Genomic DNA, 18,833 nt, shown 5'->3' on the forward strand with positions numbered 1-18,833 from the left:
CCAACTTATCGCAATAATATGAAAGAGTATTAAAGCTTAGTAATAATTGATAAAGAAAATTTTATAAAAAACTATAAAAATAAAATTATATAGATATATATTCTAAATTTATTTAAAAACTTAAAATATTGACATTGCTCAAAAATAAATAATTGGAATTTTATATCATCTGGACTGTGGTGGTGGGATAGGGTGAAGTTTAAAACTGATTTTTTGCGAATAAGTTCAAAGAATAGAAGATGATACCAAGATAAACAATAGGATAAATACCGAGCTTAGCCTTTAAAACAGTAGGATCATGAAGAGATCCTCTTTAAGTTATTGAAATTTTACCTATTTTGTTTTTAAAGATTATATCTTATAATCCTGATTACTTTTTTTTGAAAACAGTACTGGGTAGCAATGAAAAAGATAGAAATTGATGACGAACTTTACCGCTATATTGCTAGCGAAACTAGACATATCGGTGAAAGCGCTTCAGATATTTTAAGGCGTCTACTGAAGCTCGATGCCAAACAGCCCGTACAACCAGTCGTTGTCACTGAGTCAGTACAAGCACCTGTTATTAAACAGGAAGCTGAACCTACACCTATTACACCAGCAAAAAATCCGATCCGTGAAATGCGAGAACTGCTGTTATCTGACAGTTACGCAGAAAAAACAAAATCAGTTGATCGCTTTTTACAGATCCTGTCTACATTATATAGCCTAGATAGCGCTACATTTACTCAATCTGCTGAAACAGTACATGGACGAACACGTATCTATTTTGCTGGTGATGAACAAACATTACTCGATAGTGGACGTCATACAAAACCGCGCCATATTTCAGGCACGCCGTTTTGGGTTATCACTAACTCAAATACAGAGCGTAAAAGAACGATGGTACAAAGCATCATGCAGGATATGCAATTCCCTGCAAATGAGATTGATAAGGTGTGTGGAACTATCTAACCACTATTGTTAATTGATGCATTGCAAAGGCTTTTGTTTAAAGCGTGATTGTGATGTCAAATAGGAGAAGATTTGTGGCAATTCATCCAAGAGCAGGGCAGCATACTCGCCAAAGTGATCTTATTAATGTGGCGCAATTAACGTCTCAATATTATTCACTTAAACCACAAGCTAACAATAACGCTCATCGTGTGAAATTTGGTACATCTGGTCATCGTGGAAGTGCGAATCGCCATAGCTTTAATGAAACGCATATTTTGGCAATTGCACAGGCTATTGCTGAAGTACGTGCTAAAAATGGAGTAACAGGACCATGTTATGTGGGTAAAGATACCCATGGACTATCAGAGCCTGCATTTATTTCTGTTTTAGAAGTGCTTGCTGCCAATAAAGTTAAAGTGATTATTCAAGAAAATAATGGCTATACACCAACACCCGCAGTCTCTTTTTCTATTTTGACATACAACGAAGCACATCAAGATATTGCTGATGGTATCGTGATCACACCATCTCATAATCCACCTGAAGATGGCGGTATTAAATATAATCCATCAAATGGTGGGCCTGCTGATACAGATTTAACTTCTGTTATTGAAAAACGTGCTAATGAACTGCTTGAGAACAATTTAGCAGGGATCAAGCGCCTTTCTTATGATGAAGCATTAGCAAGTGGTTATATTCAAGCTCAAGACTTAATTATGCCTTATGTCAAAGCGTTAGGTGACGTTGTTGATATGGAAGCAATTAAGAAAGCAGGCTTAAAATTGGGTGTTGATCCATTAGGTGGTTCTGGTATTGAATACTGGAAACGTATTGGTGAGTATTATGATCTTGAGCTTGAATTAGTTAATGATCAAGTGGATCAAACATTCCGTTTTATGACGCTTGATCATGATGGTGTTATCCGGATGGACTGTTCGTCCCCATGGGCAATGGAAGGTTTATTACAACTACGTGATAAATTTGATTTAGCCTTTGCGAACGATCCAGATTACGATCGCCATGGTATTGTGACTCCTTCTGGTTTAATGAATCCTAACCACTATTTAGCCGCGGCAATTAATTATCTTTTCCGTCATCGCCCACAATGGGCTAAAGATGTAAAAGTGGGTAAAACACTGGTTTCAAGTGCAATGATTGACCGTGTTGTGGCAGATTTAGGTCGTGAGCTAGTTGAAGTACCTGTGGGTTTTAAATGGTTCGTTCAAGGCTTATTTAGTGGTGAGTTTGGCTTTGGTGGTGAAGAGAGTGCTGGTGCATCTTTCTTACGTTTTAATGGTAAACCATGGTCAACTGACAAAGACGGTATCATTTTATGTCTGCTGGCGGCTGAAATGAAAGCAGTAACAGGTAAAGATCCGCAAGAACATTACAACGAATTAGCGCAACGTTTTGGCTCACCAAGCTATAATCGTATTCAAGCATCTGCAACACATGAACAAAAATCGCTGTTGTCACGTTTATCACCTGAAATGGTAACTGCGAGCACATTAGCAGGTGATCCTATTACTGCGCGTTTAACGCATGCATCGGGTAATGGTGCCTCTATTGGTGGCTTAAAAGTGATGACGGATTACGGTTGGTTTGCGGCTCGTCCTTCGGGTACTGAAGAAGCCTATAAGATTTATTGTGAAAGCTTCCGTGGTCCTGAGCATCGTGAATTAATTGAAAAAGAAGCCATCGAAATAGTAAATAATGTTTTTGCTAACAAATAAGTTAGTGCAATAAACTATTTATATAGAATACACTCTGCCTAAAGGTAGAGTGTATTTTTTTAATTATTGAATATTTTTAGATCACAGCATTGATATCCATCATTGAGGTTGATTTAGAATTAAAAATAGAGTGGATAATCAATACAATGCAAAATAATTTTGTTTTACGAAGTGTACGTTACATGCTGGATCTTAGTGATGCACATGTTGTTGAAATCATGAAACTAGCAGATTTCACAGTCACAAAAGAGTTAGTTAATCGTTGGCTGAAAAAAGATGATGAACCCGAGTTTGTAGAATGTGACGATAATGCGATGGGACATTTTTTAAATGGTTTAATTTTTTATCGTCGCGGAAAAGATGAGAATTTTCCAGCACCTGAAGTTGAAAAGCGTATAACCAATAATATTATCTTAAAAAAACTGCGTGTCGCTTTCGAATTAAAAGATGTGGATATTTTAAAAATTTATGAGCTTGCAGACTTCCGTGTCTCTAAACCAGAGCTTAGTGCGATATTTCGTAAGCCAGGACATAAAAACTACCGTAACTGCGGTGATCAGCTAGTAAGATATTTTCTTAAAGGGTTAACCGAAACCCTACGTGGTAAAGGCAAAACGGTGAAGAAATAAGTTTAGGGAATTTTAAGATATAAAATTCTCTATTTATTGAATGATACCCCAAAATTGGTTTTCGATTTTGGGGTGTTTTTTTATGGTGTTATCTATCAAAAAATAATACCTGACTGATTGCTCGCCTTATTTCTCATTCAATGGATGTTGATCCTCTTGATTTCCCTGAATAAATATCTCATTACTCACTGGTGACTGCTCCCCGCCCGCACTGGGCGAGGGTTTACGGCGTTTTTCGCTAAAATCCGCATTCTTGAATATCCTACCTCTCTTCTCTTATTTGATTTTTTTCTTTTTTGATAATTTATTCTCAAAATTATTTACTGCAACTTTTATTAAGTAAAAACACTGATCTTATTTTGTTAATGATTATGTTTAAAATGTTTCTTTTTTGTTTCCATTATGAAATTTAATTACATATCAAGCCAAATAAAGGTGATTTTTCGCACAAAATAAGTGGTCTGATCAGTAGTAAAATTTCATCAAATGAGGTAATATTTCAACATCAATCATTTTATGCAGGAGAACACTATGCCAGCTTATAACGAATACACTAAAAAACATGTTTTAGCCCGTCGTACTGGTGCGGTAGCGCTAGGTATTGTGGCCTTTCCTGTTATGATTTTTCATCCTAAACGCGCTCAGTTTTATAGCTATTTACATCGCGTATGGTCTAAAACAAGCGATAAACCCGTTTGGTTGGCAAAATCAGAAATGGCACTAAATAGTCACAAATAACAGAATATTAAGATAACGCCTACAAAAGTAGGCGTTATTTTTACCTTCCCTTTCCCCTCTTTTCGAGCACTACCTTCTTGTTTCCCCTTATCTTCAAATAATTTTTAGTTTTTACGTTACAATAAACAGTAATGAGCCATTTAAACGAAGGCGATTAACCTATTGCTATTTATCTTATTGTTATATAAATAGTGGCATTCGTGATAACAGGGAAATAAATAAAATGAAAAATACTGATCTGGAATTAGTGATTAATGAGAAGTTAAGTATTGAGAACTTTCAAGATTATGCACCTAATGGGCTTCAAGTTGAAGGACGACCTCATATTCAAAAAATAGTCACCGGTGTAACGGCAAGTCAGGCATTACTTGATGAAGCGGTACGTTTAAATGCCGATGCGGTATTAGTTCACCATGGTTATTTTTGGAAAAATGAGCCAGTAGTTATCCGTTCAATGAAGCGTAATCGCTTAAAAACACTGCTTTGTAATGATATCAATCTGTTTGGTTATCACTTACCTTTAGATGCCCATCCTATTTTAGGTAACAATGCGCAATTAGCGTTAAAAATGGGCGTTAAAGTTGAAGGTGAAATCTTACCGTTAGTGCCTAAAGGTGTGTTTGATTTGCCTTTAACGCCTCTTGAATTAAAAGAACGTTTAGAAAAAGCGTTACAACGCAATGTATTGCATTGTGGTGATAATGCACCTGAAACTATTCGTAATATCGCTTGGTGTACGGGGGGGGGACAGGGCTTTATTCAAGATGCCGCAGAGCAGGGAGTGGATGCTTTTGTGACAGGTGAAGTATCAGAACAGACTATTCATATCGCAAGAGAAATGGGTGTTCATTTTTTTGCGGCAGGACACCATGCGACAGAGCGTTATGGTATTAAAGCATTAGGTGAGTGGCTGGCTCAAACACATCACTTCGATGTGACGTTTATTGATATTGATAATCCAGCATAAGCCTATTTATTTTTATCTTATAAGCTATCTCTCTTATTAAAGAGAGATAGCTTTTTTGCTTATTACGACTTATTACTCATTAAGCTGAATGGGTAATGGGCTTTGTAATTGTTGCAGATTATCGCATAACCAAATTAACTGTAATAAAGCCTGGGGATCACGTGTCGTTAACGCTAGATAACGCGTTAATTGGTTGGCAATGAATGTCATTCCTAAATCGTCAGCCGTATGCTTGCTTATTTCTAACTGCTCTTTTTGCATTTCAGAAAGTAATTCTCTTCCCGTACATGCTTGGGCTTCCAATACGGACAAAATAGGGCGGCAAAATTTTTGTGCTAAAGTCGGTTCGCTGTGATGCATTGCCGTTTGTTGCTTACGTTTAGCCATATATTCTTGAATGCGGTTAATAAATTCGGATTGTTTTTTCTTGCGTGGAAATTGATCAAAATCGAGATAAAACAGCTCAATACCTTTTGTCGTTTTAAGCCAAATGGTTGTTGGCAATAAATCGATATTTAAATCACGTCGAACAGGCTGCACTGTGATTGCAACTATCTCTAATTCACGCTTAGTGAGATATCGTAATTCTTCCAGATTATTTTGCATTGCCCCGTCCCAATAAAGACGTAAGAAGGCTGAATTATCATGATTATCTGAAACATCCCAAATAACACACTGCTCTATTTCATACCAAATTAATGGCTTATAGCTTTTGATATGTAAGACGAGAGGAGAAAGAAATCCTTCAGGTTGATTAGCAAAATAGTCTGGTAACTCTTGCCAATTGTTGATCCCTAATTCTGTTTGTAGATTGTGATAATCCGTAATATCAAGAAAATCAGTTTGGCTTTGTGCAAAACTGTCGCCAATAGTCGCCAGTTTTCCTTCATCAGAAATACGAGGTTCTTGTAATAAAAAAGGGCGGCGCATTAACTTATCGGATGTTTGTTTCCATAACGATAAACTATTCCAAACACTATAACGGTTAAACAGAGTATCAAGTTGATTCGGACGTGCTTGTGTCGCTTGTAAGAGTTGTTTTTCTTCTTTATCCCAAAAGGTAAAGGTTGCTCCTAATGCACCACTTTGTGCCGTCCACCAGTTTGCACCAACAGGGATCAGTGAGAGACTGGTTTTTTTACTGTCATATTGACGACGAAGCTGTCCTCGTAACACGTTTAACTGTTCTGGCGTTGCATTGGATAATTGGAATAGATAGGCTGAAATATGAGCTAACAAGCGTAAGACATTGCTCTCATCCATCGTAAAATGTCTTTCTGCCAATAGTTTTACTTGGGTGCTTAATGTCCGCAAATAAGATGCTAAACGTGGTAAACCTTCTGCTCGAGCCGACATATTCAATAAGTGCAATTGTGTCGCACTGCTTACGCTAATATGTGATAGCCCTTGACGCAATAAATCATAAATAAATTGTTCAACGGTCATAATTAACGCTAACTCATCTTCATTGAGAGGACGCTTTGACGATTGCACAATGATTAAATCTTCAGGCCAACCCCATGGTTGAGCATGTTGTTCAAATATTTTCGCCACAATAGCAAGGTGAAATGCCTTTTTCTGTGAGTCAGAAAAAGGCGATAACATACCATCGTAACCGCTACCTTGTAAGAAAATAACAGGCTCATCAACATCAGGGAGTTGAATTTTTAACTGTGTCCCTGTGTCTTCTAAATTTAATGTTGTCGTTTCCCATTGTTCAACTAATTTAATCGCCACACGACAGGCAGGTTTTCCTGCTTTTTTGATTAATATTTCTGGATCAAGAGCCAATAGCGTGGGTAACAGAGGAGGTGATCCAACAGGTTCAGTAAGGGCTTCGGATGATATTTCACTATTTGAATTATCCGCATTATTATTGGCTTGAAGCCACAAAACGGCAGCTAAAATATGTTTACAACAACCCGATGCAGAACAGTCACAACTGGCTTGTTGGATCCCCGCTTCGTGTAAAACAACATTTTGTCCGTCACTATTAAATTGGCCTGTATTAGCATTAGTGAGAGACACTTTTTTGTTATCAATATCTTTTTTTGCGCGCCTTAATAATCCTGCATTAGCAAATACAGTGAGCGCATCTTCATCGTAATGAAAGTAAACAGTTTGCCAACTCATTGCATTACCTCTGCCAACCATTGTGCGAAATGTTCTGGAGTTAACGCAGCAACTTGCATGCCTCTATCTGCAAGTTTTTGTGCAATCGCAGAGTCATAAGCAGGTTGAGCTTCATCATCAAGTGCCGCAAGCCCTAATAATTTAACTTGTTGGCTATTAAGGCGTTGTGTGCAATCTAGTAGGCGGTTTAATGAGCCACCTTCTTCAAAGTCACTGATAAGTGAAATAACGGTGCGTTTAGGATTTTTGACCAAACTTTCACAGTATTGCATTGCACTAGCAATATCAGTACCGCCTCCCAATTGTACCGTCATTAAAACTTCAACGGGATCGTCAGCTAAATGTGATAAATCGACAACTTGAGTATCAAAAACCACTAAAGAGACATTAACGGCAGGCAATGAAGCTAAAATACTGGCACAAACAGCAGCATACATAATAGAACTCGACATTGATGCACTTTGGTCAACGCAGAGAATAACATCCCACGGAAAATGCTGTTGCATCCGTGAGTTAAAATAAGGTGTTTCAATCACTAAGCGACGATTTTGGGTATCATAATGCTTTAAATTTGCAGCAATAGTTGCGCGCCAATCAAAGTTGCGACTATTAGGCACCAAAGAGCGCCTAAAACGGTTACGGCGACCTGTTAATGATTGGCGAAAGTTATTGCGAATTTGACGCAAAATATCATCAACCACTTTACGAATAATGGTTTTAACCGCATCTCGCGTTTCTTCACTCATACGTCCACGTAAGCTTAATAATGTTTTAGCTAATGCTTTTGTGGGTTCCATCGCTTTTAACGTATTGGGATCTTTAAGAAAACTACTGATTTGATAACGTTCAATTGCTTGGGATTGCATACGCTCAAATGTACTATTAGGGAATAGTTTACGAGCTTGATTTAACCAGTTTACCGCAGTAAGTTGCGACGCATCGAGTGAGCCATGACGTCCTCGTTCTTGGCGAAGACCTCGGCGCTGATATTCTCGGCGATAGAGAAAGTCGAGTGTACGTTCAACTTTTAAGTCATCGGCATTAAACGTCGCTTGCCCAAGCGCATCATCAGCATATTGACCTAAAATCAGGCGCCAGCGTTTTGCTTGTTTTATTTTATCTTCAGGCATATTGTCATTATTCTGACTCATGAGTTGTATCTCCTTTCTCTTTTTTCTTAGCATCAAACCAAGAAATCATGCCTTGTTCCATTATTCGCTGTTGTAATTTTTGATGGAGTTTAGTGGCTTCAAGCATCTGTTTAGCACTAAATTCTGACTGCCACAAAGATAATGCTTGCGTATCTAAACCAATATCGTTGGCAATATATTGTGCAAGCTCTGCATTTTGTTTGGGATTAAGTTGGCTAAAAGCAAAACGCAGATCAGGTAAGATCTGAATAAATCGTTCTTCATCCCATTGCAGTAATAAGGTATTTAAGTGATCGACTAATAACGGTAGGCGAATAATTAGCTCTGGCGCGGTTCGCATTATACCAACGAAATAACCAATGGCGTGTTCAGGAGAACTCCCTGTACTAAAAGCCGTATTTAGCGCGGTAACTAGCGTATTTTCATCAATATATGAACCTAGATAACGTAATGCATCTACGGCACCTTTTAATAAAGGCACTGTATCTAATTGACCATCAAGGCGATTAAGTTGATGATAAAAATCACTTTTATAATCATGCTGATTATTCAGTGATGGCATAAATTCAATTAATTCACGCAAAGAGAGCAGTGCTTGTAAATTGCTTTCTTGTTGTTGTTCATCACCTTGAGTCAATTGTTCTAAACAAAAGAAAGCTTGTGGAATAACTTGATGTAGGCGATTTTCCAGTGAAAGTTCATCAGTAATATCAAGATATTGACGACCTCGCCATAAATGGATCAGTTTATGTCCACATTGAGTGAGTGACTCAAGACGAAAATCTTGCTGAATATAGCTATCTAACAGTTTAAACAGTGATGGTATACGCTGGTGAAGTCCGATTAATGCTGCTTGGATTAATAACGTGACTGCACTCTGGCTTGAACGACTTTGCCCTTGTTCTTCAAGCTGTTTTTCCATTGATAACAGTTTATTTAGGGCGATGGTTTCAAGTTGAGCGCCTTTTTCTGATAATGAAATGAGTTCGCCTTCCACATTGGGTGTCCAAGCGTATTGCCATTCTTCAAATAACAGATCTAATTGGTGACCAGAAAGGAAATCTGGGCCATTGATACGGTGGGCAAAATGGATCTCTAAGAAAGCCAATAAATGTAAAAAGCGACTCCTTAAGCGATGTTGTGGGTTACGGTAGACATCACACTTAGTTGTTTTTGCTAAAGTATCATCAAGTTTGAAACGAAAAGCTTTAGCTCGTTCATAGGTTTCATTGACTAAAGGCGGGGTTGCCGTGCCTAATGGAATTTGTCCTAAGAGATAACCTGAAAAGCAGGTTTTAATTTCAGTCCATAATTCACTTTGGCTATCATCTAAACTGCCCTTAATAAAGGCACTTTGTAAACCATCGAGCAAATCATAGCGACCTGTACCCGCGTGATCTCTTAGCAACGCGAGGCGTAAACTCTGTTCAGCGGCAAGTTTTACCGCTAAATAGCTAGGTGGATTATCAAATTGTTTTTCTCTGATTGCCTGAGCCACGGAGCTTAGAAAAGCGATCCCCATTTTATTACGATAAACTTGAGTTGGCTGTTTTGCTGCATCATTATGCTCTAATTTATCATGATGTTGTTGCATTAAACTTTGCCAAACTTGTTGATAAAATGCGGGAGAAGGCATGCCGGAAGCATAACCATTAAGTGCATCTAATCTGTCAAAACTGTAGCGAATAAGCCACGCTTGTTCATTTTCGCCCATTTTTTGCATTTTAGTGAATTGCTTTTGTTCTGTCTTAGAAATGGCGAAAGATTGAGATTGTGAATTAGCTAGACCTTCAATTAATGCAAGGGTATGGAATCCTCCCGTTACGATCAAAATTTTGGCATCAGGCTCTTGCTGTTTGATGGTTTGAATATGAGTGAGCATATGCGCTTCACGCTGTGAAGAGCCCTCAGACTCAAGCACTTCGGGTTCGTAATCAAGACGAGCAAGTGCGCACCAAATAAAGGTGTCATTGAAAAAGGTTTGCCAATCTATCAAGGCTTCAATATTGCGTAATTCAAAAAGATGTTCCCAAACATCATCATGATCACGACAGCGACACTTTTTGGCTAATTGCGCGATAAACTGGCTATGTGCTAAATAACGTTCTTTTTGTAAGCTACGACTTTGTGAGTCGCTATACTCTTCGTTATTAACTTGTGCCGCCCAAGGTAAATCGATAAAACGTGTTTTTGCATTGATGCGTAATCCCCCCCGCAACGCTTGCCATTCAGGGGAATATTCACAAAATGGAAAATAGGCAGAATGGAGTGATTTTTCACGCTCTTCTTGGTTTCCATCATTATTCAAATATTCTGCTTGCCCCATAATCGCAACGGGAGGTAGGGTATTTTTATCTGTTAGACTAGGAATAAGCGAATTAAAAGTATCTGGACCTTCAATTAAAATATAATCAGGTTTTACAGAATCAATTAATGATAAAACTGCATAAGCACAAGCTGGGCTATGGTGACGTACAGGGGCAAAATAGAGATGTTGTTGCTGTAACGACGTCCATTTCAGTCGTGCGTGGTCAATTCTTTCTGGTAAAGGTATTGAAGGTAGCGTCACCGTGTCGATCCCTTTTCTGGGTGAAAAGGCAGAGTGAATTAACTCTGCCTTTAATAGATAAATAACGTAATTTAATGTGTAACCAAGAGTCTTAGCGTTTTATTGCCAAAACGCTTTTGATGCATCAAAAAAAGCTTTCCACTCTTTACTGTTTCTCGCTCTTTCTCTAGCGACATTGTCCATGTAATAACGAATACGTTTGATATCATCGGCATTGTCTTTTAATACAACACCAATTAATTGACGGGCAATTGCGCCAGCATTCATCACACCATCGCCTAAATAATGCGCTTCTAAGGCACAAGCATAAGCAATATTCACCGCTTCTGCCGTTGACATCACTGCATCAGGTGTTTTGATATTGCCACCCTCTTTCGTATTACCTGAACGTAACTCTTGGAATGTCGTGACCAGTAATTCTACAACATTCGTGGGTACAGTAATTTCATTGGCTAAAGCGCCTAGTTCATTTTCTAGCTGTGATTGGATCAAGCTAATTTCGAATGCCGGATCGCGAATAGGTTTCACCGTTTCGAAATTAAAACGACGCTTTAATGCGGCAGACATCTCGTGGACACCACGATCGCGTAAGTTTGCTGTACCGATAAGGTTAAATCCAGGTTTTGCACTAATACGCGCACCATCACCCATTTCGGGGATCATTAACTGTTTTTCTGACATCAAAGAAACCAGTACGTCCTGAATTTCAGGAGGACAACGGGTTATCTCTTCAAAGCGAACAATTTTACCTTGTAACATACCTTGATAAAGCGGCGAGCCCACTAAAGCGCGCTCTGTTGGGCCTTCTGCTAATAGCAAAGCATAGTTCCAAGAATACTTAATATGATCTTCTGTTGTGCCAGCCGTGCCTTGGATCGTTAATCCTGAATCACCACTGATAGCGGCAGCAAAAAGCTCGGAAAGCATCGATTTTGCGGTGCCGGGTTCACCCACTAGCATTAAACCTTGTTTACCCAATAATGTGACAATTGCGCGATCTACTAATGCATCATCGCCAAAAAACTTAGGTGTGATACCTAATGCATCATCACCTAAAATAAATTGGCGTACAGCACGAGGAGAGCGAAGCCATCCTTGTGGTTTCGGGTTATTAGTATCAGCTTTGGTTAAACGTGCTAACTCTTGAGCAAATCGAACTTCAGCGCTTTCCCTAATTGCTTGTTGATCTGCGGGTGCTTTTTTAGCCATATTTTTTCCTAATTATCCCTATCTTTTACCAAGGTGTTTTCTTTTCCCATTCAGGATCAAATCCTGCACAAGCGTCAGCGACTTTTAAATAATCAGCATAACTTTCTGCTAATAGAATGGGGGGGACATCTTTTAGCTCAACATTATTACGATCCCAGTAATCTTGCTGATTTTTCTCAAAGCTCAAATCAAATAAGACTGCTGGAATGTTTTCTTCTGGCACATAGCTCCCACTGAAACCGATATTCACGTAGTAGTTTAAACTAGAGAAGAATTTGTAATAGTGTGAGAACGAGCCACCATCTTCAGCAGGGCCTCGTTGATAACCCATTTTGGTGAGGATGCCGCGTAAAGTGAAGGTATCTGTGATCCAGCCTTTTCTATCTTCCACTTCAGTTTGTTTCAGATCTAATTCTGGGATCTTATGCTCCATTTGAGAGAACAAGAATTTCACTTTGTAATCTTTAAAATGAGCGATCCATGCCTTACGTTCATCTTCATTAACCAATGCTGCGTGAGCAAGTTGGATCAACGAATCATTTTGTAAAGTCACTTCATCATCTTCTAGATCAAGCAATGCACCGTCATCAGAAGGGCGGAATGTATTAATAACCTCGCCATCTTTTACTTCTTGCCAAACCAGTTGTTCAATCAATTTATGCATGATTGGGTGAGCTAAGATATATTCTTGCCAATCTGCGCTTAACCACTGACGTTGAGCACACATTGCTTCATATAAGCGTACACTTTGTAGCTCAATAACTTGCTTAAGTTCTTTTTTACTTGAAGTGAAGAGTTTCTTCGCTTCTTTGATAAGTTCTGCATCGTCATTTTTACGTGCAGCAGGTAAGGCTTTAACCTCTTTACCTTCAGGATTAAACAAGACCAGTTTCTGTTTTGCATCCATCTTCGCAGTAAAGATACGTTCACCATATTCCAGCACTAATGTCCCCGTATCATCAAAGCCCGCGGTTGGAATGGTTCTATCGGCTAATTCATCTGAACTCCAGCCATTACGTTCAGCAATTTGTGTGACTAAATTACGGGCTTTTTCTTGAACCGATGCGGTGCGATAACGGCGTGATAATGAAAGAAGAAGCTGAATAATAATCGGATCATTGCTTGATGCTACGGCGTCAATCATCGCTTCAATTTGCGCACGGCGCTGATAGTGATCACGCATATAGTTACGTAATACAGATACCGCAACATGACCTTCGATACCACAGATAAGCGCTAACATGCCTTTATCACTGATTGCAGAGCCTAAATAACGACGTAATACCTCGTTTTTAATCTCTTCAACCACTTGTTCTAACGTGTAGTTTTCATATTTAGCGTAGTACTCAGGATAGCGCTTCGCCCAGTTTTGATAATTACTTAAACGTCCTGGGGCTTCGCGTTGTGCTTCTACCATCGCTTCTTCAAGTGATGGACCTTTAATATCTTGAGCCACGAAAGTATGCAGAATAAAACTAGAAAGTTTATGTTGGCTATCGGTAGAAAGTAGGCCGATATAACGTTGTAATAATGCGTTTCCTCCTGGCATTTTGAGTTTTACTGCCAGAATAATCCACCAACGAATAATGGCGGGATCAACGGCTTTTTTGTTTTCCCACGTTAAAGCAGGAATAGCCTCAAAGTTAAACCAAGCAAGGCTTGCAGGGGCTTTGGCTTTAAGCCCTTTTTCAGCTTCAGCTAGTAAGGTTTTTGGTGATAAATAGCTTGAGATATCTTCACCAAGTTGCTCTAACGCGGTTAATAAAGAGGCGCGGACGATTTCGCGTTTTTCTTTCTTCAATAAGGCATTCAGTGCTGGTAATGATTCGGGATTTTTTAAACGAGCCAGCCACTCAATAGTGGTAACACGAATTTCTTGTTTACTTGAAGCTAAACCTTCTTGCGCACTTAAGTGAATATTAGGCAAGGTTTCTAATAATTTTTGTGCAGAAACGCGGTGTGTTTTATTTTCACCTAATGCTAATTCCATAATTCGGGGTACGAATTGTGCAGGAATGGTTGGAAAACGGCTTAATACTTCAATACCTTGTGATGTTTCGAATTGGCGATAGCGGTGTTCACTTTGATTTGGCATTAAGTTTAGCGCTTCTGCAATATAATCGGTATGTTGAGAGAAGAAAGGCCAAACTTGTTCTGGTTTACGAAAACGGCGTAAACCATCTTGATAAGATTCTAAACATAATGCGGCTGTCAGGCGGGTTGCATTTTTAAAGTTACAACGTTGTAGCACATCTTCGAGATGACGCAATTCAATATCACTAAATAAACGCTCAGGAATATCACCATTAAAATAGTGAGAGGAAAAGTGATCCGCATGTTGGCGATTATTGTTTATCACACGTACTGCATGGAACAGCGTGTATTCAGGTAAATTAGGAATACGATTTTTGTGTTTAATGATTTGAATTTCATTTGATTGAATAGTGCCTTGTCCACTATTCAATTTATCCACTAATGCACGACACTGTTTCTCATCAATCTTAGATAAATCTTTATAATGGCGTTGTGCCCAATTATAAGAATGTTTAGATGTTTTATTTTCTTCAATTTCACGTTCAGCATTTTCCTTTGCTTTAACTAACATTTCATTGAAGTTATTGACCATTATATCGCGAACGCTATCCGGTAATGGCGTATCTTCTAATGGAGCAAAATCAGGTGTCTCAATTGCCTCTACGGTATTGGCATCATCTGCAACATTAAAGCGTAGTAGGGCGCTTTCAATACTTTTGATTACCGCTTTTGAGGTTTCATGTTTTAACGCTTCTTCAAGTACATCACGGTTTTCACCTTGGCGTGCAAATAAATCTGCTGCTTGAGTACGTTGTTTAGGCGTACCATTCATTAAAACATGGGTAAGATTTTCTTTAACAATTTCAGGTGGTAAGGTGATTAAAATTGGCTCAGCGGCTTTTTTAACGCTTTTTAAGCTGCTGGTGGCAAGTAACACAATAATATCAGCAAAAGTGTCACGTAATACGGTGTTTTTATTGAGATAATTAATTAACTCAACTAAGCCATTTGCAGACAAATGTTCAATTAATTCTGTTCTAATAAATTCTTGATGTGAAATTAGATAGTTTTTTAAATCACTTAATTCATAAATACGCTTAAGATTAGAGGCATAGTATTCAGAAATATCTTTTCGATCAAACACCGCGAATAAAGCATTTTCACCTGCAATATTGGCCTCTGCTTCGACCATATTGGCAATAAACTCCATACTCCAATGTTTACGATGTTCTAAATTAAGATTACGTGCATTATCGTAAGTGGTATAAAACGCATCAACTAAGAGATAAAGAACCCAAGTTGGCACTTGCGTTGTTGTCACTTTGATATTGATGTCCTGACATGCAGCAGCAATGACCTTTGCATAACGAGCCACTTGTTCTAAGGAGAAGCTTTCACCAACTTTTGAGTAGAGCTTATGACGAGCATTAAGGCCTTGGGTGATAACTTTACTGTACTTTCCTGTGTCAATATTACTGGCATACCACCACTCTAATGTCCCTGCGCGATGAAAATAAACGGCGGCTTTTGCTGCATCCAGTTTATTTAATTCAAATAGAATTTCAGGATTTGTACCTGTAAGCACATACTCTAATGCACGTTTAGGTAAACTTTCATCAAATACAGCGAGCAGGATAAGAGATTCTTGAAGATATTTTTCAGTAATATCAACGTCTTTTTTCCCAAAAAGAGGGAGAATATCTAAGATTTTTTTTATCACGCCAGTTCCTTAAGCTATGTATGGATAAACAGTTTTTTTTACCATGAAATAGCGAAACGAACAATTTGATTCTCACTATCAAAAATAAAAAGCATATGTACTATTTGTTAAATATATAGAGGTAAACGCTAAAAAAAATAACTTACCTATATTAATATTCAGTTTGTCTTTATATAAAAGGGAATATTAGGGAAAAGTGCTAAAAATGAGAATGTGATAATAAAGGCATTTTTTGTGGCATTTAAAAAGTTTAAGAATTGTCTGTTAAGCAAAATAAGCGTTAACACTTAGCTAAATTGATTAAAAAATAACAGCAAAAATGAACTTAATATAGTAAGAAAAAATCCCATACTCTAAATTGAGTACGGGATTTTTTCATCATCAGTAAATAATATTTACCAAGGTAATTTCTTTTCCCAATCAGGGGAAAAACCCGTGCAAGCATCAGCAATTTTTACGTATTCAGCGTAGCTTTCTGCTAATAAAATAGGGGGAATATTTTTGATAGCTAATTTTTGCCTATCTAATCCACGTTGACGACCTTTTTCAAAAACTAGCTCTAATAACGCGACAGTAACGTTTTCTTCTGGTACACAATTACCACTAAAGTTGATAATGACACTGAGATCTAAGCTAGAAAAATATTTGTAATAACAGTTATAAAATCCAGCATCTTCGACAGAACCACGTTGATAGCCTAATTTTGTCATTGCACTTCGTAATGTATAGGCATCTGTTAACCAACCTTTTTTCTCTGCTATCTGAGTTTGGTTGTCTTCTAATATTGGTGTCTCATGTTCTATTTGAGAAAATAAAAATGTTATTTTGTAATCTTTAAAATGGGTTAGCCAAGCATGTTTTTCTTCTTCACTTAATAATACGCAATGTGCTAAGCGAAGAGATGAATCACTTTGTAATGTAATTTCGTCATCTTCGATATTTAATAAAGCACCATCATTTGAAGGACGAAATGTATTAATAACTTTGTCATTTTTGATTTCTTGCCAAATTAATCGCTCCATTAATTTATGCATAATCGGGTTAGCTTGAAGAAATTCCTGCCAGTCAGTACTTAACCATTGACGTTGAACACACATCGCTTCGTATAAGCGTAATGTCTGTGATTCGATAATTTGCTTTAATTCTTTTTTACTTGATGTAAAGTATTTTTTTGTCTCTTTAATTAGCGTGCTGTCATCATTAATTCGAGGTGCTGGCAACGCTTTTATTACTTTCCCTTCAGTATTAAATAGGACAAATTGCAGTTTATCGTTAATTTTTGCTGTAAATGTGCGTTCGCCATAATCTAAAGTCAGTACTCCAGAATCATCAAGCCCTGCTGTTGGTATGGTTCTATCCGCCAGTTCATCTTCAGTCCAATTATTACGTTGTGCTATTTGGGTAATTAATTGTCGTGCTTTAGCTTGAATAGAGGCTGCCCGATAACGGCGTGAAATAGAGAGTAAAAATTGAATAATAATCGGATCGTTACTTGCGCCAATAGCCTCAATCATTGCCTCTATTTGTGCTCTGCGTTCGTAATGGTCGCGCATATAATTTCGTAATAAAGGTACTGCAATATAACCTTCAATGGGAAAGATAAGCCCTAACATGCCTTTTTCTTTAATTGCTGACATAGGTGCAGAATAAGATAACCCTGAGCTTAGATAAATTTTATTTTCTGATGGTGTATCAACATCTTGCGTAATAAATTTAATTAACAAAAATTGAGCAAGAGTTTGTTGGCTTTTCAAAGAAAGTAAATTGATATAGCGATGTAATAACGTATTACCTGTCGGAAGTTTTAATTTTACCGCTAACACTATCCACCATTGAATAATTTTAGGTTCAACAGCTTTATCATTTTTCCAAGTCAGTTGAGGTATGGTATTAAAATCAAACCAAGATAAATTATCGGGGATCTTATTTTTTAAGCCAATTTCTGCTTCTGCGAGTAAGGTAAGTGGATCGAGAAAATCTGCAATATCTTCATCAAAATGTTCTAGCGCAGTAATTAAAAGCGTACGTACAATTTCGTCATTTTCTGTCTTTAATAAGTCAATCAGTGCTGGAACAGCATCATGATTATTGAGTTCAATGAGCCAATTTATTGCAATAATTCGGGCATTTTTTTTCTTTGATGTTAGACCTTCTTGAATAAATAAGTGAGGCTCTGGAAGTTTTTCAATTAGTTTTTGTGCATCAACGCGATAACTTTGTGTATCACCTAAAGCCAATTGTAATATTTTAGGAACAAATTGGGATGGAATAATAGGGTAGGTTTTTAGCACACGAAGGGCATTATCAAGGCTAAATTCATCGCTCTCACTACTTCCTTGATTCGGGATGAGTTTTAATGCTTCAGCAATATATTCAGGGTGTTGGTAATAAAAAGGCCAGATTTGTTCAGGTCGTGAGAAATTTTCTATACCGTGTTGCCCAAGAAAAAAGTCAGCAACAATACGTGAAGCATTAGGGTAATTTCGTTGGATCAGAATTTCTTCAATATGACGTAATTCGATATGTTTAAAAATATGGGCTGAACCATAGTTGTTAATAGTATAACTGGAAATATATTTCGATGAAGGATTGTTATCCAATGTGCGAATAAGGTGAAAAAGGGTGAATTCAGGTAAATTTGAAAGACAATTTTCATACATGATAATTTCACGATCAAACTTATTTAAAATACCGTTACTGGCATTAAGTTGAGTGAAAATATGTCCTAAATGGCTTTCATTATATTGAGAAAAGATGTCATAAGTTTCTTGAGCATCTTTATATACAAATGAGGAGTGTTTATTCCATTTTTTCTCTTCAATTGCTTTTTGCTGCATTTCTTTTAATAGTGCATGATATGAGGTGATAATTATCTTATATGCACTATCAGGTAGCGGCGTGTCTTTTAATTGAATTAATTCTGGTATTTCAATGGGATAAATATTATTTTTATTACTAAATTGTGCTAGTTTTTTGTCTAATTTATTTTGTGACACACTGATTCCATTTGCCAT

At 37.6% G+C, this 18,833-nt stretch carries 11 protein-coding genes; 5 read left to right on the top strand and 6 right to left on the bottom strand.

Features of this window, described 5'->3' with window-relative positions; translation table 11 throughout:
* The first annotated feature begins 402 nt into the window (after window positions 1-402).
* The 5 genes from seqA (at window position 403) to SB028_RS05385 (ending at window position 5,003) form a co-directional block, all read left to right on the top strand.
* On the top strand, window positions 403-954 hold the full coding sequence (gene seqA / locus SB028_RS05365) for a replication initiation negative regulator SeqA (protein ID WP_069370079.1): 552 nt from the start codon (window positions 403-405) through the stop codon (window positions 952-954).
* 74 nt (window positions 955-1,028) lie between these two features.
* A complete protein-coding gene (pgm, locus tag SB028_RS05370; protein ID WP_069370080.1) occupies window positions 1,029-2,669 on the top strand; it encodes a phosphoglucomutase (alpha-D-glucose-1,6-bisphosphate-dependent) in 1,641 nt (546 codons plus the stop codon).
* Window positions 2,670-2,815: 146 nt separating this feature from the next.
* A complete protein-coding gene (locus SB028_RS05375; RefSeq protein WP_069370081.1) occupies window positions 2,816-3,298 on the top strand; it encodes a DUF1456 family protein in 483 nt (160 codons plus the stop codon).
* A 531-nt stretch (window positions 3,299-3,829) separates the two neighbouring features.
* The gene (locus tag SB028_RS05380; protein WP_069370082.1) at window positions 3,830-4,036 is read left to right on the top strand and encodes a YbfA family protein; all 207 of its coding nucleotides are present in this window, start codon (window positions 3,830-3,832) and stop codon (window positions 4,034-4,036) included.
* Window positions 4,037-4,259: 223 nt separating this feature from the next.
* A complete protein-coding gene (locus tag SB028_RS05385; RefSeq protein WP_069370083.1) occupies window positions 4,260-5,003 on the top strand; it encodes a type 2 GTP cyclohydrolase I in 744 nt (247 codons plus the stop codon).
* A 72-nt stretch (window positions 5,004-5,075) separates the two neighbouring features.
* Here the strand turns inward: SB028_RS05385 and SB028_RS05390 are convergent, their stop codons facing one another.
* The 6 genes from SB028_RS05390 to SB028_RS05415 form a co-directional block, all read right to left on the bottom strand.
* Window positions 5,076-7,136, bottom strand: a complete 2,061-nt coding sequence (locus SB028_RS05390) for an SWIM zinc finger family protein (RefSeq protein WP_069370084.1) — start codon at window positions 7,134-7,136, stop codon at window positions 5,076-5,078.
* A complete protein-coding gene (locus tag SB028_RS05395; RefSeq protein ID WP_069370085.1) occupies window positions 7,133-8,287 on the bottom strand; it encodes a VWA domain-containing protein in 1,155 nt (384 codons plus the stop codon). The genes SB028_RS05390 and SB028_RS05395 overlap by 4 nt, the downstream gene beginning before the upstream one ends.
* Window positions 8,274-10,856, bottom strand: a complete 2,583-nt coding sequence (locus SB028_RS05400; RefSeq protein ID WP_248620340.1) for a DUF5682 family protein — start codon at window positions 10,854-10,856, stop codon at window positions 8,274-8,276. The genes SB028_RS05395 and SB028_RS05400 overlap by 14 nt, the downstream gene beginning before the upstream one ends.
* A 99-nt stretch (window positions 10,857-10,955) precedes the next feature.
* The gene (locus SB028_RS05405) at window positions 10,956-12,065 is read right to left on the bottom strand and encodes an ATP-binding protein (protein WP_069370087.1); all 1,110 of its coding nucleotides are present in this window, start codon (window positions 12,063-12,065) and stop codon (window positions 10,956-10,958) included.
* A 25-nt stretch (window positions 12,066-12,090) separates the two neighbouring features.
* Entirely contained in the window at window positions 12,091-15,819 is a 3,729-nt protein-coding gene (locus SB028_RS05410) for a DUF4132 domain-containing protein (RefSeq protein ID WP_069370088.1), read from the bottom strand.
* A gap of 395 nt (window positions 15,820-16,214) precedes the next feature.
* Entirely contained in the window at window positions 16,215-18,833 is a 2,619-nt protein-coding gene (locus SB028_RS05415; RefSeq protein WP_069370089.1) for a DUF4132 domain-containing protein, read from the bottom strand.

The organism is Proteus vulgaris (genome assembly GCF_033708015.1).
Taxonomy (GTDB): Bacteria; Pseudomonadota; Gammaproteobacteria; order Enterobacterales; family Enterobacteriaceae; genus Proteus.